This window comes from Paenibacillus sp. 19GGS1-52 (genome assembly GCF_022369515.1).
GTDB lineage: Bacteria > Bacillota > Bacilli > Paenibacillales > Paenibacillaceae > Paenibacillus_AQ.
The window spans coordinates 3,115,079-3,138,049 of record NZ_CP059724.1 but is presented as its reverse complement, the minus strand read 5'-3'; the positions used below and the strand labels follow the sequence as shown (position 1 = coordinate 3,138,049).

The 22,971-nt window shown below is 44.4% G+C and carries 18 protein-coding genes; 4 read left to right on the top strand and 14 right to left on the bottom strand.

Translation table 11 applies throughout. The features are described from left to right. Positions 1-234: 234 nt before the first annotated feature. The 10 genes from H1230_RS14730 to H1230_RS14685 all read right to left on the bottom strand — a co-directional run bounded on the left by H1230_RS14730 (position 235) and on the right by H1230_RS14685 (position 15,710). Positions 235-2,307, bottom strand: a complete 2,073-nt coding sequence (locus H1230_RS14730) for an alpha-glucuronidase family glycosyl hydrolase (RefSeq protein WP_239716526.1) — start codon at positions 2,305-2,307, stop codon at positions 235-237. Between the two features lie 66 nt (positions 2,308-2,373). After that, positions 2,374-3,690, bottom strand: a complete 1,317-nt coding sequence (locus H1230_RS14725; RefSeq protein WP_239716524.1) for an ABC transporter substrate-binding protein — start codon at positions 3,688-3,690, stop codon at positions 2,374-2,376. Positions 3,691-4,100: 410 nt separating this feature from the next. Beyond that, positions 4,101-5,453, bottom strand: a complete 1,353-nt coding sequence (locus H1230_RS14720) for a HAMP domain-containing sensor histidine kinase (protein ID WP_239716522.1) — start codon at positions 5,451-5,453, stop codon at positions 4,101-4,103. Continuing rightward, on the bottom strand, positions 5,450-6,124 hold the full coding sequence (locus tag H1230_RS14715; protein WP_239716520.1) for a response regulator transcription factor: 675 nt from the start codon (positions 6,122-6,124) through the stop codon (positions 5,450-5,452). Before H1230_RS14715 ends, H1230_RS14720 begins: the two co-directional genes overlap by 4 nt. A gap of 56 nt (positions 6,125-6,180) precedes the next feature. Beyond that, entirely contained in the window at positions 6,181-8,151 is a 1,971-nt protein-coding gene (locus H1230_RS14710; protein WP_239716518.1) for a serine hydrolase domain-containing protein, read from the bottom strand. Between the two features lie 350 nt (positions 8,152-8,501). Further along, a complete protein-coding gene (locus H1230_RS14705) occupies positions 8,502-9,116 on the bottom strand; it encodes a glycerol-3-phosphate acyltransferase (RefSeq protein ID WP_239716515.1) in 615 nt (204 codons plus the stop codon). Next, positions 9,113-10,207: a glycosyltransferase gene (locus tag H1230_RS14700; RefSeq protein WP_239716513.1), complete on the bottom strand. Its 1,095-nt coding sequence runs from the start codon at positions 10,205-10,207 to the stop codon at positions 9,113-9,115. Before H1230_RS14700 ends, H1230_RS14705 begins: the two co-directional genes overlap by 4 nt. A 327-nt stretch (positions 10,208-10,534) precedes the next feature. Next, positions 10,535-12,679, bottom strand: coding sequence for an alpha/beta hydrolase family protein (locus H1230_RS14695; RefSeq protein ID WP_239716511.1), 2,145 nt, complete (start codon positions 12,677-12,679; stop codon positions 10,535-10,537). A gap of 127 nt (positions 12,680-12,806) precedes the next feature. Then, positions 12,807-14,570, bottom strand: coding sequence for a dihydroxyacetone kinase subunit DhaK (dhaK, locus tag H1230_RS14690; RefSeq protein ID WP_239716509.1), 1,764 nt, complete (start codon positions 14,568-14,570; stop codon positions 12,807-12,809). Then, positions 14,571-15,710 (bottom strand): glycerol dehydrogenase, encoded by a 1,140-nt coding sequence (locus H1230_RS14685; RefSeq protein WP_239716507.1) that lies wholly within the window; start codon positions 15,708-15,710, stop codon positions 14,571-14,573. Positions 15,711-15,921: 211 nt separating this feature from the next. Between H1230_RS14685 and H1230_RS14680 the strand changes: the two genes are divergently transcribed. After that, positions 15,922-16,971, top strand: coding sequence for a PocR ligand-binding domain-containing protein (locus H1230_RS14680; RefSeq protein WP_239716505.1), 1,050 nt, complete (start codon positions 15,922-15,924; stop codon positions 16,969-16,971). 65 nt (positions 16,972-17,036) lie between these two features. Here H1230_RS14680 and H1230_RS14675 read toward each other — a convergent pair whose 3' ends face one another. Continuing rightward, a complete protein-coding gene (locus tag H1230_RS14675) occupies positions 17,037-17,636 on the bottom strand; it encodes a TetR/AcrR family transcriptional regulator (RefSeq protein WP_239716503.1) in 600 nt (199 codons plus the stop codon). A 231-nt stretch (positions 17,637-17,867) separates the two neighbouring features. Between H1230_RS14675 and H1230_RS14670 the strand changes: the two genes are divergently transcribed. Further along, positions 17,868-19,343, top strand: a complete 1,476-nt coding sequence (locus H1230_RS14670) for an MDR family MFS transporter (RefSeq protein ID WP_239716501.1) — start codon at positions 17,868-17,870, stop codon at positions 19,341-19,343. Between the two features lie 315 nt (positions 19,344-19,658). Here H1230_RS14670 and H1230_RS14665 read toward each other — a convergent pair whose 3' ends face one another. Both H1230_RS14665 and H1230_RS14660 read right to left on the bottom strand, forming a co-directional pair. After that, entirely contained in the window at positions 19,659-20,441 is a 783-nt protein-coding gene (locus tag H1230_RS14665) for an aminoglycoside phosphotransferase family protein (protein WP_239716499.1), read from the bottom strand. A gap of 16 nt (positions 20,442-20,457) precedes the next feature. Beyond that, positions 20,458-20,808, bottom strand: a complete 351-nt coding sequence (locus H1230_RS14660; RefSeq protein ID WP_239716497.1) for a winged helix-turn-helix transcriptional regulator — start codon at positions 20,806-20,808, stop codon at positions 20,458-20,460. A 144-nt stretch (positions 20,809-20,952) separates the two neighbouring features. On the opposite strand from H1230_RS14660, the gene H1230_RS14655 reads away from it, so the two are divergent. Together H1230_RS14655 and H1230_RS14650 are read left to right on the top strand one after the other, a co-directional pair. Next, the gene (locus H1230_RS14655; RefSeq protein WP_239716495.1) at positions 20,953-21,699 is read left to right on the top strand and encodes an SDR family NAD(P)-dependent oxidoreductase; all 747 of its coding nucleotides are present in this window, start codon (positions 20,953-20,955) and stop codon (positions 21,697-21,699) included. 131 nt (positions 21,700-21,830) lie between these two features. Then, entirely contained in the window at positions 21,831-22,694 is an 864-nt protein-coding gene (locus H1230_RS14650; RefSeq protein WP_239716493.1) for a choline/ethanolamine kinase family protein, read from the top strand. Here H1230_RS14650 and H1230_RS31655 read toward each other — a convergent pair. Further along, positions 22,689-22,955 carry a hypothetical protein gene (locus H1230_RS31655; RefSeq protein WP_481857145.1) on the bottom strand — a complete coding sequence of 89 codons (267 nt, stop codon included), beginning with the start codon at positions 22,953-22,955 and terminating at the stop codon, positions 22,689-22,691. The genes H1230_RS14650 and H1230_RS31655 overlap by 6 nt on opposite strands. Positions 22,956-22,971: the final 16 nt, after the last annotated feature.

The following is a 22,971-nucleotide window of genomic DNA, read 5'->3' as shown; positions in this document are numbered from 1 at the left end:
CAATTCATGACTATAAAACATCAAAACATATAACAGGATACCAAATCCAAATATCAGCAAATTTATTAAAAATTTCCGCAAGTGAGTTGCTCCTTTCTTAATTAAGCTTACTAATAAAAAGACTTGCCTAAAGATCGAAAAGTTCAGATTAAGAAATATTTTTTAAAGACACTGATTTTACTGGACAAAAAAAAGAAACGGCAATTTCACCGCTTCCTCTTAGATATTAGATGCTTAATAAATCCCTCTTCCCTCTTGATCAGCAATGCCGCTCTTCCGGTAAAAGTACGTATTGATCCTGTCCCGCCATTCCATTGCATGCTCGGCTTGCTCTTCTAGACGGACTGCTACCTGTTGATGCAGCTGATCATCCATGAGTACTTCCAGAAGCCTCCAAGCAGATTTCAACTGACTGGCCTGCTCCGCGCCTGCAAAATGAGTGTCATATATATGCTGAATAACCGTTTTGCCGGAGTGAAGCACATGGGTATAAGGCACATGATGGAAAAATAGCAGCAGCTCGTCCGGGCAGCTCTCCAGCGACTCGTAAGTGTCAACATTAGCGCCAGCATATTGGCCGGTATATCCAGTACCCGATAATTGTGTTCGATCTACACCGATGCCATGGCAATCTGCAAAATGGTAGGTACCCCACATCGAATATTCGTACCCATCCACATTTGGACCATAATGATGATCCGGATTAACCATAAAGCCTACGCCAAGCGGGGCCGTATACGACTCGTAAATTCTCCAGGAGTCCATCAGGATATTCGTGATGGTATGGACCAGCTGTTCATTGCTTCCGAAGGTCAGACGTATCCACTCCTCGGCGATGTCTTCGGAAGACAGTTCCGGATTCCAGGATAGCCGCCCATAGCCGTACAGGTTCGCTTGCGCTAACAAATGCCCCGTCCAGTTCGCGTCGGTTCCTATATTGGAAACAGCGGCGAAACCGCTGTAAGCATTGCCGTGCAGAGATCCATCTACAATCCGTTTAACCGTGGAGCCTCCGCCTTTGATATAGGTTTCGAAGTTTAGAATCTCCTTCCACTGCGGCACCAGATAACACACATGACGCTGCTGACCTGTGTACTCCTGAGTAAGCTGGAACTCGATCATCTGGTTCGTATGTTCCATCGCGCCCAGCAGCGGAGATACGGGCTCCCGTACCTGAAAGTCTATCGGTCCGTTCTTCACCTGCAGGATGACATTATTCATAAATCTTCCGTCAAGAGGTCGGAAATGATCATAGGCCGCCCGGGCTCGATCAGTAGTTCTATCGCGCCAATCCTGCTTACAGTTATAGACAAAGCAACGCCAGATTACCACGCCGCCGTAAGGCTCCAGTGCTTCAGCCAGCATATTGGCACCATCGGCATGATCGCGCCCGTAAGTGAACGGACCTGGCCGATTCTCCGAATCCGCCTTCACCAGGAACCCTCCGAAATCCGGAATGGCGGCGTACACCTCCTCCGCTTTAACCCTCCACCATGCGCGGACTGCAACATCCAGAGGATCTGCAGTTGTGAGTCCCCCTATTTCAATTGGGCTGGCGTAATTGACGCTCAGGAATAGCTTAATGCCGTAAGCCCTGAAGATATCCGCCAGCTTCGCTACATCAGCCAGATATTCCTGAGTCATAAGCTTAGTCTCAAATTCATGCACATTAACGTTATTAATTGAAATCGCATTCAATCCCGAGGAAGACAGCAGCCGAGCGTAATCCCGAACACGCTCCAGATTCGTCGTTATCTGGTTCTTGTGATAAAAAATTGACTTCCCGGCATATCCCCGTTCCACACTGCCATCTATATTATCCCATTGATTAACCATACGCAGCTTATTGACGGGATTCTCTACAATGTCTAAAGCATCCACTGGACTGCCTGTACTTAAAAGCCGCAGCAGATGAAAGACACCATATAACACTCCAGCAGAAGAAACGGCACCTATAACAATACGGGAGGTTACGCTATCCGACTTCATAACATATCCTTCTGTCCCAACCGCAGCACTCACGCTGCTGTGAAAAACTTTATCGAGAAGAGAATTACTACCAAAGGTTCCAAGTACGATACAGGATGTCATTTCGGGATCATCGGCAATATTAAGCGGATGTCCCAAGATACCCTTGATGCCTTGTGAAAGTTCGAACACGGCGGAACGCATAATATCATCATGTTCCGTTACGATAATATGGCTATATGATGCATATTCGTTATACCGTTCCCCCGGCGACATTTGGCGATACTGCAGCCAAGCCTGATAACCATCCCCAGGTTGAAATAAAGTAGGTTTATTCATGAGAAAGCCCTCCAATAGACAATGCAAGACCCGGAACAGCTTTGTTCCGGGCATCTTCGCATTGATTTATTTTTCGTAAGCTGTCGATGCCTCTTTCAACTGATCAAATGCTTGCTGCGGCGTAATTTTCTTGAAGCTGAGCTGATCGCGAACATACGGCCAATCCTTATCAATATAGTTCGTCCAGCCTCCCGCTCCAGCTGTCCAGGTCTGTCCGTCTTTCTCCGTGGCTCGAAGAAGCGCCATTCCTACCTTATCAGTATCACTCATACTGGACTCCAGAGCGGTCGCATTGTCCTTATTAACTGGCAATCCGCGCAAAGTTTTCAATATTTTCCCGGCTTCCGGGTCGTTTACGAACCAGTTGATGAACTTTCTGGCTTCATCTATTTTTTTGGAGCCTGCGGACACTGCCAGATACATAGATGGCTTCAGCCAGCCACCTGATTCTGTTGCACGAGGCATGGTCACCAAGGCATATGCCCCTGGTTTCAAGCTGTCCCATGAACCATAGTTATTCGAGAAGCTCAAGCGCAGCAGAATTTTACCTGCAGCCATCAAATCCATTTGCGGATCAAACTCTTTATCCGATGAATTCACATCCGCAGGAGGAACAATCTCGGCATTACGCAACTCTTCGAAATTTGTGGTCCACTCCAGAAAGGTCGCCTGATCAATGTTGAACTTGCCGTCTTCAGTTATAACGGTTCCCTTGCCTTTGCTGTATTGGAATGCTGAATAGGCAAAATAATCGCCAGCGTAATCCTTGGTAAAGTATTGTCCGCTTGGCAGCTTGGCCTTGGATTCCTTGGCTAAAGCGAAGAAATCATCCCATGACCAGCCATTTGCAGGATTAGCAATACCAAGCTTATCCATTGCCGCCTTGTCATAAATCATGCCGAAAGCAACCGAACCCAACGGTACAGCGTATTGCTTGCCAGCAGATTGTCCACCGGCTAACAGTTTAGGATCAATTTTACTAACATCTACCTCTGGCGTCAGCTCCGCCAATTGATTGCGAGCTGCCCAATCCGGAGTCCAGCCTGGATCTAATTGAATAATATCCGGCGCATTATTTGCTGCAGCCTGTGTAGATAATTTGTCTAAATATCCATCCATCCCCGAATACTCCGGCTCGAATGTAACATTCGGGTTATTCTTCGTGTACAAATCTAACGCAGCCAGAGTGGCCTCATGACGTTCTTGAGCACCCCACCACATGATGCGCAGCTTTACTGGCTCATTACTGGCTACTGTTGTTGCAGCCGTAGTGCTTGTGGGCTCCGAAGTATTCTTTGTGTCTCCGCCACCACCACATGCAGCCAGCGATCCCATTAAAGCGGTTGCTACCAAGACCGTTAGAGAACGCTTCCATTTTAACATTATTAACCCTCCTGTTTTGAATCTTTAATGTCTTGCTACATTAGTAATAGTAGCAATTTAGAATTGAAGTTTATAGGAGAGCAATGCACGAATTGTTTTAAAATAGTCCGAAAATATCAGTGAAAAGAGGTAGACACCTATTACAGATTATATTTCATCGAGAAAAACCGCCAAACACCAAAAAAAGCGTTTAGCGGCTTTTTACAGTTATTCTCTTCAGGTTTCAATCTCATTCCGCCAAGTGTTCTGTATTTCCTAAATGTGTAGCTCCGATAAATTATGAATCTATCTGAGCACTCAAAAGAAACAGTGGATAATAGCATATATACAACTGACATCTTATTGTCGAGAGTGTAAGGGTAGATGGCCAACTACTGCTACTGCCGACACAACGTGATATTTAATTCCCATTATCGAATAGGTAAATGAACAACCACTGTCGTACCTTGGCCAACCTGACTTTTTATTTCGATGTTTCCATGATGAAGACTCACGATTTTCTTGGCAATGGCAAGTCCTAGGCCATTACCGCCAATGTTGCGGTTCCGCGACAGGTCTGTTTTGTAAAACCGTTCGAAAACATGATCGAGCTGCTCCGGCGCTATTCCAATCCCTGAATCGGTTATCGCGACGAAAATTTCATTCACCAAGTGGGTAATACGTATTTCGATATGCCCGCCCACGGGGGTAAACTTGATGCCGTTACCGAGTAAATTCATCCATACTTGGTTAAGCTGGTCCCGATCTGCCGTTATTTTGACTGCATCAGCCCATTCTAAATCGATGCGAATGCCCTTGGCCGACCATTGGGGCTCGCAAGTAACAACTATTCGCCTGATTTGCTCGTCCAGATTATACGTAATCGCCTCGAATGGATGATGCTCCGAATCTAGAGAAGCGAGCTTCAGCAAATTGTCGCTAAGCCTAGATAGTCGTCCGCTCTCCGCGATAACGATATCCAGATAATAATTCCGTTCGCTCTCCGCTACCAAGTTGCTGTTTTTCATGGCCAGAGCAAAACCGGAAATAGATGTTAGCGGAGTTTGAATTTCGTGAGAGATGTTCGAAACGAAATCCTGCCTCATCTGCTCCAACTGCTTAAGCTCGCTCGCCATCTCATTAAAGCTACGGGTCAGGGCTCCCATTTCGTCCACGCGTTTCGTTTTTATCTCCATATCGAAATCGCCCTTTGCAAGTCGTTTGGTCGCTTGCGTCAAGGCTTGGATGGGTCTCACCAAATACCGGGCCGCAATGAGAATGCATAGGCTTCCAATCAGCAGGCCGAGCAGCAATATGAGCAGCATCATCCGATTAAGGACATTTTCGTTCTGCGGGGAAAACTGCATAAACATGGCATGCGGCTCCCCGTCGAATGAAAAGGGAAGACCAATGAAAGTTTGTTCCACCTTAGTAGGAGAAGTATAATTTTGTCCCGCCAGCACCTGCCGAACCGCTTCCGGCGCTATTTTGACGATATTCATATTTTTTAAACCATAGATCATTACGTTGCCGGAAGTGTCATAAATATGAATTGGATAGGAGGATACCTTCACCATGCGTTTTAAGAACGTATCCACATCATCGGGTCCTGTTTGTTCATAGAGACGTATAATATCCTCTCCTACTGCAATCATGTCGTTCTGTCCTATATGGTTTATTTCTTTCTTGAATAGAAAGTGCCCAATAAAGAAAGAGGACAGTAAGCTGAAGATAATGACTACCAGAAACGTACAGATGGTACGAACGTATAAGGTTTTGATCATGTAATCACTAACCTATACCCGAGACTACGGGCCGTTTCAATTTGAAAATGTTGCGAATCGCCGGCAAACCTTTCTCTTAACCGCTTAATATGAACATCGACGGTTCGGTCATCACCTTCGTAGCTTTTCCCCCAAATATGCGAGATCAACTGTTCTCGGGTGTAGATTTGCCCGGGCTGGCTAGCCAGCTTGAACAGTAGCTCGAACTCCTTTAACGGTAGATTAAGCGTTTCATCTCCACGTGTAACTTGAAAGCCGCGGCGATTCAGTACGATGCCGCCTAACTGTATGGTTTGTGAAGAGATAATCATATAACGTTTCAGCAACGCTTTCACTCTCATCACAAGCTCGAGCGGATCGAATGGCTTCGTTAAATAATCGTCTGTTCCAAGCTCAAATCCCTTAACCTTATGCCCCGATTCTCCCTTGGCTGTGACCATCAAGAGAGGGATATTCGAATCTACGCGCCTGATCTCCCTGCACAACTCCCAGCCGTCTAAATGGGGCATCATAATGTCGAGGATAACCAAATCCACTTGAGAATTTTCCACAATCGCTAGCGCTTCCGCACCGTCTTTTGCCTCCAATATCTCGAATCCTTCTTTCCGCAAAAACAAGGTGATCAGCTCGCGAATGAGCGCATCGTCATCCGCAATAAGGATTTTGGCCATGAGAATACACTCCTCCAATCTCTATCGTGTTCCTCCCGAATGGGCGGATTATTGCTTCAACCAAAATGCCATCCCAATAGATTCCAATGATAAAAAAACAAACTCATCACAACTGCCGATAGCGCCACTAGCGTGTAATGCACACGCTTCAGCACGGTCCAATACTTTTTTTCCCATGCCATAACGCTTAAAGCCAGTATCGCCACGGTCAATCCCACAAGTATGATGGGCATGAACAAGTAGAGATTTAACGATTGTGTAATGCGGCTAAGCCGATCAATCAGTCCCATGTTCAATACGACAACGAATGTCGCGACCGACGTCATTAGCGCCCAAGCAGCGGTAGCCACCGATACCCGAACTGCCCACCTCTGCACTTTGGGCATCTCATTAATTTCGCGTCTGCGATAAGCAAACCCCGTCAATACAGTAATAAACAGAACTGCCGATATTCCCAGCAAAGGAAGCCAGAATTTGGGTTGGTCGATCAGAGGCGTGGGCTCAAGCGGCATGGGATTAAGCACGTCAAGGAACAGATAAGTAACCTTTCCCGATGCATCAGTGCGGAATCCCATCTTATTGGTGCCTCCGACTTCTTGGAATAAATCTAGTCCTATTGGAGCATAAACTTGCTGATCCGCTCCGCTTCCAATAGATAGTCGGTTATCGGAAACCGTAATGTTAAGCTTGACCAGGAAATTGAAAAACTTATCTACATCACTGTGGTTACGGCGTGTGAATTGATAGGAACCTGCGTATTTTTGCAAGGAATTCTCAAGAACGGCGTAGGCAGGAGACTGATTGACTTCCTGCTGAGGAAAGTAACGATCGAAAAAGGCTTTCGCCAACCCTGTCGCTGCTGCTCCACCGTCTCCGCCGCTATATGAAACGAAAATGCCGATTTGCTTATCGGGTACAAGATAAACTTCCGTATTGAATAGCTCGTCGGAGCCCCCATGAGAAATAACGCGGAGGCCGTTCATGTTCAGCTCGGAAAAGCCAAGGTCCATTGCCGGTAAATGCTTGTTAAATACAAAAGCCGGTGAATGCATTAATTGGGCCGTTTTGGGTTCGAGAATTTGTTGGTTTCCATAACGTCCGTCCTGAAGATGGGCGATCATGAAATGAGCCATATCATCCGCTGAGACGGATCCTGATCCCGCGGGGCGAAATCCGCCTTCGAACGTAGGCGGCCTGGTTGCGAATTGGCCGTTCTCTCTAGCATATCCGAGCACTGCATAGGGCTCTAAAGACGCCGGAACAGGCTCCTGAACCGTAGCATATTTCATATCGAGCGGATCGAAGATGTTTTTCTGGATATAGTCATTATACGCAATTCCGCTAACTTCCTCGACGATTAATCCCGCCAACGAAGCGCCATAGTTCGAATAGGACATCATCTCGCCTGGAGGCATGACCCGAGCTGGCATATGTTTGGCAAGAGTTTCAGAAATCGAAACCGGCAGCTTCTTAGGATCCGTGGTAATTTGATAACCGACGCCCCCCTCTTCGAAGCCAGCGGTATGGGTCATGAGATGACGCATAGTAATCGGCTGCGGATAGGTTTTTGGTATGATCACCGTTTTCAAATAGGTGTTGACGTCTGTATCCAGATCGATTTTACCCTGCTCGACCAATTGCATCACTGCCGTCCAAGTAAACAGCTTCGTTACCGAAGCGATCCGAAATAGGCTGGTCTCGGGGTCGACTAGTGTGGCTTCTTCGACGTTGGAGTGTCCATAACCTTTAGAGAGCAGTATTTTCCCATCCTTGACAATTGAGATGACCGCACCTGGAATTTTGAAATTGTCCATATGCCCTTCCATGATTCCATCAATGAATGCTGATAGCTGTGCGAGGTCGTCCAATCCCGCCGCTGGTCCCTCCGGTTTAGTGGATAGTAATGTAGATGGGGGAAGTGCTGCCGATGCGGGCGTTTGAGCCCCTAACAAACTCGCCCCAACTGTAGCAACCAGTAACGCCAGTAAAATCTTTGTGCAAAATATTCTTCTCATAGATGATGACATGATAACCCTCCAACATTCAATGTGTTATTGATAACTAACTCTCGCCATTTAATTGAGAGCATATCACAAACATATGAACGGAGAATGAACCTGGCTGGTAATCACAAAACCGGAGAGTCGTCAGATTGAAGTTCAAGTGGAAAGACAAAAGTATAATGCGCGCGTAACAATCGTATATTCACATATCGAAAAACCTCCCTACTGGTAGGAAGGTTTTCTTTACTGGACTGTGAAAAGTTCTATGGGAGCACAATTTCATACTCATCTCATTAGCCTGTCTCAGGGGCAGCTCCTGACCGTAAAGTCTCTAAAAAAAACAACCTATCCAGCTTAAAAGCTGAGAAACAGTGTTAAGATCCATGATAGTTTTTTCTTTTTAAATAAATCGCAATTTTACTTTTATTTGTATAGCTCAATAATAGTAAATTTAGGAACCACAAGCAGAAATACGGCATGGAGAAGTTCCTGAGGTACAAATATACTGACACAAGCAGCATCCCGAATACAGCCTGAAAAGCATTGGCTTCCGTCGAAACTGGCTTGCCTTTCTTGATTATAGTAGATATGGCAAGCAATATAGCCAAGATGATCGCATAAGCAAGGGATACCTCAAATCGGGTCAGGGCACTCCAGACACCAAAGGTGACGGCAATTGCTTTTCCCCCTTTAAATTTCATAAACGGCGAGAAAGCATGCCCTACAATAGGTGCTGCTGCAATAAGGACTATCTCATATCCTTGCACTACCCCGTTCTCGATGAACAGGACCAGGGGCAGATAACCCTTCATGAAATCAAGCAGGACTCCGGCTAGGCCCAGTTTATATCCTGCAGCATTCCATAAATTGAACGCGCCGGGGTTGCCATCCCCTACCGACTTTAGATCTTTACGGGCAATCCGGCCCAGCCAATACGAGAACATAAGAGAACCACACAGAAACTCCACAAGAGTCAGCACTATAATCATTTGTCTCTTTGGCCCCCTACTTCAATCGCCCTGCCTTTCCACGACACATGCCCCAGAAAGAGGACCTGGTACGCTGAATAAAGCAGAACGACCAGAAAAAAGAGCGTAGATAAAATGTGGAGGAACGGCATGACTTTCCCAAAATAACCCACATCTCTGACCAAATAATAGATGTGAAGCACATAAAGCATGTATCCAAAGATCAACGGATAGGCCCATGGCGTATTCCAGAGAAAAACCGCACTCAACGAAGCAATTAACCCCAGAAACCATAGTGCTATCAGCATAATCGTCCAGATACTTAATTTAGCTGTGCTTAGTACCGCTCCCTTGCCAAAGCCCTGTAATTCACTCTTCAAACCTTGCGGATACATGCGGAAAGAGACCAGTCCGCGTCCGATAAAATTGGTGACAGGGATGCCCGCCTCCCGATAGCGAGCACCCAAATTCAGGTCATCCAGTAGTTCGGAGCGTATGCTGCTATGTCCATGGATTGTTTCATAATCAACTCTGGAAGTGACGATACAGGACCCGTACAGGCCTTTACGTGGATTGTTATGTTCAAACAACGAGGTGAAGGCAAACACACCCAAGATATTAGGAATTAACGCCAATCGCTCGTAAAATTTCTCCGTATGGTGAAACGGAACGACTGAAATCACGCCGCTAACCTTGGCTCTTGCTTTCAGTAGAGATTCCAGCGCCTGCGGAGACAGGCGAATATCCGCATCTAGAAAAACGATCGTGTCGCCCGCGGAATTCAAGAATCCGTTCCACACCGCCCAAGTTTTCCCCGTCCAGCCCTCAGGTAGAGCTGGGTTCTCAATCACTGTAACCCCATAGCTTGCGGCAATTTCTTTCGTTCGATCCTCTGAACAATCGTCAACGACAATGATTTCATAAGGCTTAACCGTTTGAGCCCGGAGAGAGTCCAGTATATTGGACAGATTCTTCGCTTCATTTCTTGCCGGAATAATGACAGACAGCCTCTCATTGCCCGGATTCACTTCCACACTCTGGGGAATGAGCTTTCTGCGAAACAGTACGATACCCGAAAGGCAGCCAATAACGAACAACAGGTAAAGACCCATGATCAACCCCGTCTCTCTAAAGTAGCTGGAATGATAAGAGCCATTCAGTAGACCATATACAATAGGTTATTCCATGTCCTGTCCTTACATGCCCGCTAATCACGGCTAGATAAAATAAATTGTTCCAAAAAGACCGAACTCACAGTATATAATTTCCGCAGAGATCCCCTACTTGGTTTTCCCCTCGGCTATGAGGCGAATAATCGCACTTCCATTGTTCCGCCTATCGGTTTCCTGTACTATCACAGCAAAAACCCGCAGATCATCTCTGCGGGTGCTTCACTATCTCACTGACAATCTGTGTTGCTCACTAGTGACTTCACAAGATTAAATAAGATTCCAGAACATTGCAGTATTAGCTGCGGTAATGATTGTGAACAATAGAGTGTTCAAGAAAGAGGCCAGCCACACATTGTTGGTTTTATCAAAAATCTTACGGGCATATATTGCCGCCAATACGAGGCATGGTACCAAGGCGAATAGCAATATACCATTTAAGGCTTGCCCTGGGTAAAGCGCAACACCCGTAATAAAATCCTTACCGTATTGAGCTGCCATCCAAAGGATAAGCCCGCCCACATTCAGAATAATGGACAGGAGATATTCTCCTTTTCGACCTCGTGTATTCGCATTCAGTGCCACAACGCTGACAAAGTAGTAGATTAGGAAAAATGGCATATACCGCAGCGCGGTAATCAGATGCTCTATCTGAAAGGTTCGTACGGCGAAGGTCCAGATTCGGAAGTCAGTGCCAAATACCGCCTGTACCGTGAACAGCAGCAGATAGCCCAAAAACACGGCAGCAAGTGCTGTACATAAGCTGGAGATAATTGTAACTATATTAAGATTGATTCCATAGTCACTGAATTTCGTACCTGCCTGCTTTTTCGAGAAGAAGTAGAAAGCAAATGTTAGGAATGTAATAATTAGTCCGGAAACAATCGCCCAATAAGCTACCTGGTTCGTTGTCGGTTCGTTAAAGAAAGAACTTGTGGAGAGAATATGGTTGGCATTGTTAAAGATCAGCCACATCAGTAGTGCAACTACTGCCAGCACCGCACTTCCATAACCCATATTTTTCATTTTGGAACGGAGTTCAGGGTTTGTCTTTTGGGTATTCGCCAGAATAAAACCAACTGCTGCTGCCACTACACAAACAACTAGCAAAATAACGGCAATAATGCTGAGGACATTCATTCCGTTCACTTGTTTATCCATCAGTGTTGGGAACAAAATAGCCGGGATTAAGGTACTGAATACGATAGCTGCCCAGTATACGATTCTACCCTTGCCAGTTGATGGCGCACTAACGGTTGCAATGGATGAGGTGACTGAGCGCTTCAAGAATGGAACTTTCAGCAGCAAGCTGATAAGTGGAACTATGATTAGAAAGAAACCGATTAAGGCCATAAAGTTGCCAGCTTCTTTTAACCACCAGATTTGATGGCCTGAACCCAGATCAACATTTGTCTGATTTGGAGAAGTCACACCTTTAAAAGCTTGGGCGTAGAAATCAATAAAATGGGCTGTGGTAGTTTTGGAAAAGTGGTTCCATGGGTGAGTTTGGTTAGGTGTAAACAGGATTCGCTCACCCGTCTGTGATTGACGCACCACCGCATCGTCGAGACTTAACTCGCCGGATTGCACAGTGTAGAACTTGCTCTCAGTTGCCTGTTTATCCGCAGAAAGACCGAGGAACATCTTGCCTGAGAGGGTTGACGCGAAATCCTTACTCGTAACTGTACCTTGCACTTTCTTCTCTGCAGTACTTTTCTCCCCGTCAGACTTATTGAAGAAGAACTCATCATATTTACCGGCAATCATCCCAACTGTACGGCTGCCAAATGCCGCTTGAAGCTGGTCCTGAGGAGCAACTGCTGAAGAGTAAGAGAAATCGGCGCCTGCTGTAATTCCTGTATAAATCATGCGCTGGCCAGTCTGCAATGAGTTTAGTTCGTCCATATACATAGCCAGCAATGAGGAGAAGCCGCCCATGGAATGGCCGCTGACAGCGACATATGCATTACCGCTATCATCTTTTTTGGTGTAATCCTGTTGGAAAATGTACTTTGATGCGTCAAATTGAGAATAGATCCAAAAGGTACCAAATAGATCTTTCACGGGTATGTCGTTGTCCCAGCGGGAATCCCCGTGATCATACATATCCAATGCCAAGACGATATAACCTCTTCTGGACATCTCTATCGCAGGAGCATCCTGCATTTCTTTGGTATTCAGATATCCATGTGTCGTGATAATCACCGGTCGGGGATCATCTGCACCTGCTCCTTTAGGCATATAGAGCAACCCGGAGAGTGTCCCGTGGTCCGCTTTAAATGTAATTTCCTTAACCTTCACCGAGTAAAATGAGGTGTTAAACATACTAGCAAAAAGGCTGCCAATGATGATCAACACTAAAGATAGGGCCAGCAAGCCCTGTGGTTTTCTTAAAAACGAACCTATTTTCCTCATTATAGATTGCTCCTTTGTCATGGTTATGTCGATTAGCACACTCTACATGAAAGCGTTATCATATCTTCTCGAAGGTAAATCAGCGCTAAGTAGCGTAACGCTGTAACCTTTTGATAACGATCTATGCTTATTTCATTTGATCCGATAGCTCTTTGAAAATAACACCCAGCGCATATGCTCCGGCATCCGGATAACCAATACTTCTGTCCCCAACGGTGCCTGCGCGTCCCATTCGTGCTGCGAAATCTTCTGTTTTCTTAGCGCCCTCAACAGCTGCATCGGCACCTTTCGCAAAAGCGTCTTTGAAATCATCTCCAGCTTTAGCACTCTCCGACCAGGAATCTGCACAAGGCACCAGTGCGTCAATCAGCGTTTTATCTCCGACCACAGCCCCCCGTCCAAAAGAACGCTCACCCGTAGTTTGTATGCCTGTTACACCTGCCTGCATCATGTCTGCAAAATCAGCTATAGTTAATTCTGTTTTTCCAGCAACAGCCTTGCTCGCAGACCGAAACGCCGAACCCCAGATTGGACCAGACGCCCCTCCGCAATATTCCATAATCACCAGTGAACAAGCATTCAAAAAAGTTCCAATGTCCGTCTTGTTATCCGCCAGAATGTGCTTCCACTCTCGTTTCAACTGCCGGAAGCCTTTGGCAATGCTCATCCCAAAATCACCATCACCCGCATGGGAATCCAGTTCGCAGAAAGGAACTTCATTCTTGATAATAATTTCGCTCATCTTATCGACCAGATAAACGATGTTATCTAGCGTGAATGTCTTGCCATTCATGGTGGCATATTCTGCAGGTGTTTCGGTCTCATAGGAGATAGTGGCTTCTTGTGTATTCTCGTCAACGATTTCAACATACCGGGCGCTTTCTATAGGTCCTGAAACTTTGAAGCCAGGTGTATCACTTTCTTTGAACAACAGCGCTTTCAGTTCTTCATCCAATTTCATAAGGGTTACGGACGCCCCGGCCATATCAATACTTGTCATATAGTTCCCGACGAAAGTAGCACAACCCTTAATGTTGCTGTGATTTGCCAACTCTCGCGCAACTGCATTATTTAGCAGATACAGCTCTTGTAAAGGCGTTCCTCCAAAACCGTTAATTAATAAGGCAATCTCGGTAGATGTATGACTGTCGATCTTTAAGTCTTTCAACAATGCTTCCAGCATACGCTTGGCCAACACATTGGCTGTGGCCATTTTTTCCCGCCGAATCCCTGGCTCCCCATGAATACCCACACCATATTCCATCTCATCTTCAGCTATCTCAAACGTTGGTGTACCCTTCGCAGGAACCGTACTTGAGGTTAAAGCAAAACCGATACTGCGCACATTTGCAGCGGCTTTCTCTGCAGCGGCTTTCACCTGTTGTAAGCTACGTCCTTCTTCTGCCGCAGCACCGGCAATTTTGTGGACCAATACAGTTCCCGCTACTCCCCGCCGTCCTACTGTATATAAACTGTCCTGCACTGAAATGTCATCATTCACTACCACATAATCGACTTGCAGCCCATCTTCCTCGGCCATAAATGCTGCATTCCTAAAGTTCATCATGTCCCCGGTGTAGTTCTTAATAATCATCAGAGCACCTTTGTTGCCAGCAGTTGCTTTAAGGGCCTGATACACCTGAATTTGCGACGGAGAAGCGAAGATATCTCCACACACAGCTGCATCCAGCATCCCCTTGCCAACATATCCTGCATGTGCAGGCTCATGGCCGCTGCCTCCACCACTGATCAGGCTGACCTTGTTCTGGTTGATATCTTTTTTCTTGATAATCTTATACTTCTTCACAAATTCCAGCTCCGGATGAGCCATAACCATACCGTTACACATTTCAATAACGATATCTTCCGCTTTATTGATAATCTTCTTCATTTACTTGGCCTCCCGGCGCGCTTTATAGTCTTGGCCAATTCGGTCTGCCGTAGCAATCGCCGCTGCAACTTCCTTTACCGTGACAGGGAAAGGCATAGCATGAATCGATTCTTCCGGAATACATGATTTTTCGGCTACTTGAAGCAGTTCCTCTGTAGTAATAGAGTCAACGCCAATATCCGCCAGACACACCGGCAATCCTATCTCCAGACAAAAATCCAGTACCTGATGCAGCTCCTCCGTTGGAGCATTCTCCAGCACCAATTGAGCGATGGTTCCAAAGGCAACTTTTTCACCATGATAAAAGGAATGTGTCCCTTCGAGGATCGTTAGGCCATCGTGAATCGCATGTGCCCCACCCAAGCCAGCGCTCTCAAAGCCCAGCCCGGATAATAAAATATTCGTCTCGATTATATTCTCTAATGCTTGTGTAACCATGTTGCAATCACAGGCTGTCTTGGCTTTGGCGCCATCCTTCAGCAGCATTTCATAACATAAAGTCGCCAGCGCGAGAGCCGCATGAGTTCCCACAGCCGGGGCAGTGAACCCTTCTCTTGAACCCATGGGAAGACTGGCATTCACTCTGGAGAAGGATTTGGCTGTCGCTCTTGCTTCGAAATAGGTAGATAAGGCGTCGCCCATACCTGAAACGAGGAAGCGTGTAGGTGCATTGGCAATAACCGTCGTATCCACTAGAACAACACTAGGACTTTGCTTGAAATACGCATAATCATCAAAAGCACCCTCTGGCGTATACAGAACGGCTGAATGGCTTGTGGGCGCATCGGTGGCGGCAATCGTTGGACAAATGATTAGGGACTCTCCTTCAGCTACACATTTGGCCGCATCAATTGCTTTGCCTCCACCCAGGCCGATAATACAACTACAACCTTTGTCTTTGGCAATTTCCTGCAATCTGGCTACTTCCTGACGAGAGCATTCCCCTTTAAAACCGCTTTCAACAAAGGTCACTGCATACTTCTCAGCTGTTGCATCGAGCTTATCCTTTACACGCAACACATCGTCCGGGTGGGCAATTAATAGAGCCGAAGCGCCAAATAATTGCACGAAATATCCAAGGTTCAATAACTCATCTTCTCCTTGAACATATTTCGTTGGACTTATAAATGCTTTTCTCATATCGTCATTTCCTCCGTTTGTAAATAATTTAATTATTCATTTATTAAAGTATATAGCAGGAATTAAAGCATTGGAGTGGAATCTAATTACTAATAATTATAATTTGCAATCGTAATTTTTTGCACTCGGTTCTCAAAAATTCACCATTCTCATCATTTTAGCTCAACTTATTATGATTCATACTTCAATCTTGCTGCGGAGGTGTAACTTTGTGATACAGGAATCATTACGGATTCATAAAATATTGGACTTGAATAAATGGAAGCGCCTTCAAGATTCTTTGGCTACTGTTACCAAACTGGCTATTCTAACGGTTGATTATAAAGGCAACCCTGTTACAAGTCACAGCAGCTGCCAGGCTTTCTGTCAAAATGTACGCAAAGACCCTGAGTTGCTGCCTTATTGTCAAAAGTGTGATTCCCGCGGGGGTCTAGAAGCGGTTCGCTTAAATGCGCCTTACGTTTATCTGTGCCATTTTAATATCGTGGATATTGCAATTCCGATCACCATCGATGATAAGTATATCGGTGCAGTTATGGCCGGACAGGTGAAGCTTTCAGACCCTGAGAACGGCAAGGACCTGGAGCAGATTGTAACCTCGATGAACAAAACATCACATCATATGAAAGCGAATAACTTGAAGGAATATTATGATAATATCCCTACCATGACTTATGAAGAAGTCATCAAGATCTCCAATATGCTGTTTCTACTCTGCAATTATATTATTGAGGAAGCACTCAACAAAAATCTGCTGGTTGAAATGTTCGAAAAAGCTGCTGGAAATGAGGAGAGCTTACATATTTCCACCATTCTGCCCGGCTACACGATCAAAAATATGGAGTCCATAAAAAAAGAAATGACCAACGCGATTGCAGATGCCTATCTAAAAAACTCAAATGAACCCAATGTTTGGACAAACTCCGTTTTGAAACCGGCTGGTGACTATATTTACCATAACAAAAGTGAAAATATCTCTTTAACGCATATGGCTGAGCTTTGTCATATAAGTCCCAGCTACTTTAGCAGACTGTTTGCCAAAGAAACAGGCGAGAACTTCACGAGTTATGTCGCACAGCTCAAAATTACCTGGGCGAAGCAACTGTTAGAAGTAACCGATATGCCCGTTTCCCAAATCAGTGATGAACTGGGCTTCAATGAACCTGGTTATTTTATTAAGACCTTTAAGAAATTCGCAGAGATAACGCCTGCTCTGTATCGTAAACATTATAAGGAAAAACATAAGGATAAGTATCTTTGAAAAAAAAAGACCCGTAAGATAGACGCTTCAGAAAGAAGCGTCTATCTTACGGGTCTTTTTTTTTGTTACACCAACAACGGATCAATGTATACGCTTACCAGCTTATCCTTGATCTCTTCTTTTGTTAACCCGCGCTCACTTCTCATAAATAGGAATAGCTCAGGATTCATAGAAGCGAGTATCATATCTGCTATAAAATTCGTATCCTTAGATAATTCTTTGGTCGCAGGTTCAGCTTCTTGGAGCAAATTACAAAAGACATTATGCATGAAACTATATAAAGGGGATTGATAATAGAGCGATTGCCGCCCTTCACAGGTTGGAGCTTGGATAGAAACCAGCAAAGGGGAATAGCTTTCAATGAAATCAAAAGAGATTTCGAGCGCTTTGGTAATACGATCTTTTAGCGGGATATCCTTATTCAGGTCCAAATAGCTTTGAATCGTGTCACAGATCTCCTCACTGCTGTCTTTCATCAAATCCTGACAAATCTCACCCTTATGTGCATAACGTCGATAGAGCGTCCCTTGTCCAATACCAGCCGTTTTAGCAATCTGATTCATCGTTACACCCTCTACACCATGTTCGATAAAAAGGGTCTGTGCATTTAGTAAAATAAGACGACGATGCTCAATCGCATCTTTACGTTCCTTCCGAATTTTCATGGAACCATACCTCTTTTCCAAAAGTTGCTGCCTATACAATTGACAAGTGGACATTTGTCCGGTATTATCAGAATCACGAAACGGACAAATGTCCACTTATCGAACTAAATGTAAATGTTGCTTGATATAGCCGTATTGTACCCTTGAAGACTGACAGGGTCAAGTGAACGATAAGGACTATAAGTGACAAGCTATTTACAATTTATTTCAAAAAAAACTAGGGGGTTGAGTATGTCAGCTGGAACAGTAAAAGATTTATCTAAAGAAAGGCCAGAATCGATTACAGCCATATTAGTCCCCCTAATCACCATTATTCTGGGATTGTTCATGGTTGTTCTGGATGGATCGGCTGTAAATGTTGCACTTCCTAAGCTTTCAGGCGCATTTAATTCTTCCTTAACCACTTTGCAGTGGACGGTCACCGGTTACGTTCTTGCCAACGCAGCAGTGATTCCACTTGCCGGATGGTTATCCGACCGATTTGGCGCCAAGCAAATTTTCCTTTTCTCTGTCGGATTCTTTACTCTTGGTTCCTTGCTCTGCTCCATTGCAACAGACCCCACACAACTAATTATTTACCGTATTATTCAAGGTGTTGGCGGCGGAATGGTAATGCCCATTGCTTTCGCTTTTGTTTATCAGCTTGCTCCACCCCATAAAGTCGGTGCCGTAATGGGTATTATGGGTATTCCTGTCCTACTCGCCCCTGCTCTTGGTCCGCTATTAGCTGGATGGTTAGTGGATTATGCGGCATGGCAGTGGATTTTCATCATTAACATCCCGATTGGTATCCTTGCCGTTATCATTGGTATTCGTTTTCTCCCCAACATTAAGCGTCAGCCAGTTACTGCCCTTGATATCTGGGGGATGATCTTAGCTCCGATCGCTTTTGCTGGTCTATCCTATGGGGTTAGCGAAGGTATTAATGGCTGGACCTCTACCAAAACACTTACAGGTTTAGGCATTGGCTTCGTAGCCTTAGTGTTATTTATCATTGTTGAGCTTCGCCATAAGCAACCGATCCTGGAACTGCGTGTATTTAAATCCATGGATTTCAGCAAAGGAATTGTAATTCAATGGATTTCTCAGATTGCCCTGTTTGGCTCCATGTTCATTGTCCCTCTATTCCTTCAACAAGCTCAGAACTACAGTGCCTTTGATACCGGGTTAATCATGTTGCCTCAAGCGATAGCTGCAGGTATATTCATGCCCATCAGCGGTGCTTTATTCGATAGAATCGGCGCCCGTCCTTTAGTCATGGCTGGTATGGCCTTTGTCACAGCCGCAACCTTTATGCTGACTCAAGTCTCCGCAGCGGATGGAATATCCTCTCTGATCCTCCCCCTTTCCTTGCTGGGTGCTGGAATGGGAATTTCTCTAATGCCTCTGAATACGCATCTGATTCAAGCTTCACCGCAAAACCTGGTAGGTCGGGTCACTTCACTCACCAATGCCGCTCAACAAGTAATGAGTTCCTTCGCTATTGCTGGCCTGATGACGATCCTGACCAGTAATATGAAAGGATTCATGCCTGCCGATGGCATACCCACTATTGAAACATGGACGAATTCTTTCTCAGGTACTTTTAAAGTACTGGTATACATCGCCATTGTAGGTGTGGTCTTAGGTGTTCTACTTAAGAAACCCAAAACCGTAGGGGATGCCAAAAGCGCAGAGCACTTGGAAGCCAGTAAAATGTTTATGTAATAGCAGGAAACGAATGAGTTCATTACAAAATAAACCGTTTTACGCGACAGAGGTCTGCCGTGTAAAACGGTTTTTTTCTCAAATATAAGAATTTATATGCTTCACGCAATAACTTATCCTTATATTTCTCGAAGAAATGTATTCCATCCCTAAAAGGACGGAGAAGCCGTTTCATCTTAAAATATAAGAATTTATAGGCTTCACGCAATAATATATCCTTATATTTCTCGAAGAAACGGATGCCGTCCATATAAAGGACGGCATCCGTTTCATCTTGGTTGATGCTATTGTATTTCTTTATTGAAAACCCCTTGACTATAATCCTTGTTTCGTTAGATACTCCAGCACCGAATTTTTCTCATCTGCTTGCTCATAGCTTAATTCTGAAAGTCTGGCAGCAGCAATTACTAATAACCACTCGGACAAACATTCTCTATTAACGCCTATTTCCTGTAGATAAATTTCAGTTGCCTGTTTTTTCATAACAAGAATACGTTCGGCATTGTGAGTTTGGGCTGGCACAGGCGTCATTTCGATTAAGTATACGGTTCGGGCAATATCTCCATATTCATGCCCGTGACAGACATTCATGTAGTCAATGATATAATTCTGTTCTTGCTCGATAATAACATTGCCGAAGTGAAAATCACCATGGCAAAAACAGTCGCCATCCGGCAATGTATCAAGCATATTAATAAGCTTAGATTTGTTGGGCATACTTAAATGATCCGTATATTCAATATTTCTCTTTAAAATAGACTTTAAACTAACGGCGCCGCGCAATTTGCACGCCAGCATCTGTTTATGCAATCTAGCTAAAGTATTTGCGTATTTCTCAAAATCCTCGGTGTTCAGAAGTATATCCAGCATAGACATCCCGTCGATCCTATCATATAGGATGCCATTTCTCCCTTCGTATGTAACCATTTCATAGCTTTTGACGGTTGGAATATTTAATCCATGCAGTAATTTGGAATTATCAAACTCTTTACACACATTATCCAATGGATAACCAAAATTAAAAAGCTTAACCACTTTGCCGTCGCCTACAGCAAAAACTTCAGCTGTATTCCCTATACCAATCAACTTCCCTATCATTCCATCACATCTTATACTATTGATCAGATTTCAGAATTTGCACTTCGCCTTCAGCGAAAGTTTGCTCCGCATAATCGTCACCCCATTCACAAAGTGATCTTAGAATGGGTTCTAGCGATTGCCCTAACTCTGTAGTCGAATATTCGACCTTCGGAGGTACTTGATTGAACATTTTTCGGCTAATAAGTCCACTAGCTTCTAATTCCCTGAGGGTTTGGATAAGCATTTTTTGTGTGATACTATGCACCAGTCGCTTTAATTCGCTCGTTCGTTTCGGACCTTTGATCAAATAGTATAGAACTAGCCCTTTCCACTTCCCCCCGATGACCTCCATCGTTACTTCTAGGTTACAATAATAAACTTTCATGTTGTAGAACCCCTCTCCTATACAATTATCACTTTTTGGTTACTATGTAACAAATAAGTGGGTACTTACATTAATACTACTTATGATACATAATAACACTTATAAAAGGGAATCAAAATATTTCTTTAAAAGGAGATTCATCACATGGGAAAGTTTACGGGTAAAGTAGCAGTTGTAACTGGAGGCACTAGTGGGATCGGTCTTGCAGCAGCACAGCAATTTGTAAAAGAAGGTGCACATGTCTTTATTACTGGACGCAGACAAAGCGAGCTTGATGCAGCAGTGAAGTTAATGGGTGAGAATGTAACAGGTATTCAAGGCGACGTGTCCAATTTGGCAGATTTGGATAAACTCTACGAAGCCGTGAAGCAAGAGAAAGGCCATCTGGACATTTTGTTTGCTAATGCTGGACTGGGGTCATTACTCCCACTGGGTGAGATTACGGAAGAGCAATATTACCAAACCTTCGACGTAAACGTAAAAGGAACGATCTTCACGGTTCAAAAAGCATTACCCTTATTCCCGAGCAATATAGGTTCAATTATCATAACGGGGTCCACGGCTGGTTCAATGGGCATGCCCGCGTTCAGTGTCTACAGTGCGACAAAAGCAGCTATCAGACAGTTAATTCGCAGTTGGGCGCTAGATTTGAAAGGTTCTCAAATTCGTGTGAATGTTGTGAGCCCTGGAAACATTCTGACACCGGCTTATGATGACTTATTTGGAACAGAACTCGACAACGTCCTGGAAAATATGAAGGCTACAACTCCCTTAGGCAGAATAGGCACATCTGAAGAAATCGCAAATGCGGTCATGTTCCTTGCTTCTGATGAGAGCAGCTATATTACTGGAACAGAATTGTTCGTGGATGGCGGAGCCGCTCAAATTTAATTGGAATAAACACGAATCAATGAAATGCTAAAAGTTAATAAAATACAAATTAATGATTGTAATCTGCATTTTTAATATACACTCCTTCTGTTATCCTGAGTTTGTAATTACATAACAGGAGGATTATAGATATGAATGAATTAATACACAAGCTCATTAAGGACCATTTAAAGTGGGAAATCGCAGATATTTCTATAGAATATCAAAGCGACGGTTTGACCAATCAGAATTATGTTGTATCTAAAGGCGATATCAAATATGCCATTCGAATAAGCGGCACAAACGCTAGCAACCTTGGTATTAATAGATATGCTGAACTTGCTTCCATGGAGGTTGTATCAGAAATAGGTATAGGTGCGGAAATCGTTTATTTTTCAACTGGAACTGGAAATATGATTACGAAATTTATAGACGGCAGAAAATGGACAAATGAGGATGTTGGAACCACTGAGAATATGAAGCGTATTGCCGACACCTTGAGGAAGGTGCATAGTTTAACTGCTATTCCCTATGAATTCTCACCCTATAAGGATATCGAGGATAGAATTCAATTTGCAATCCAAAATCATTTGGAGCTTCCAGATTACTTGGATACATTGATCGCTAAGTTATATACCATAAAAGAGGAAAGAGAGCAGCATAAGCAATTGTATATAGGGCTGTGTCATAATGATCCGTTTCCTAATAATTTTTTGGATGATGGAACAGTAAGGCTGATAGATTGGGAATATGCAGGTATGGGTGATATCTTTTTTGATTTATCTTGTGCATGTGTATCCTATTCTCCCGCAATGAAGGAGGACTTCCTGCGGCATTACTTTGGTCAATGTGAACTTGATACGCTGAAAAGCTTAGAACAGATGTCTTTTGTAGTAACATTTTGGAATGCCATGTGGGCTGTTCTGCAAACACAAGTCAATGTACTGAACGATGATTATATAAAAATGGCAGAACACATGTTTTTACAGCTGAAGCAGACTGTACTTGAATCATAGAAAAAAAGCCGTCTGGATTGGAATAATCCCTAATCCAGACGGCTGAATCTTTAAACCATTAGTTAACTTTGGTAAATAACCACTTCTGTGCATCCGTTCCGTTGTCGGTCCACTGTTGGATCGCAGCGCCATCGGCTGTAGAAGATCCGGATACGTCGATAGCCAATCCGCTGACTTTAGAAATAAGTTTGTAGTAACCCCCACCCCGTCCACGATGCTCCACCTTTGGGCATCAGTTCCATTGTCATCCCACTGCTGCATTTTTCGCCCCGCTCGC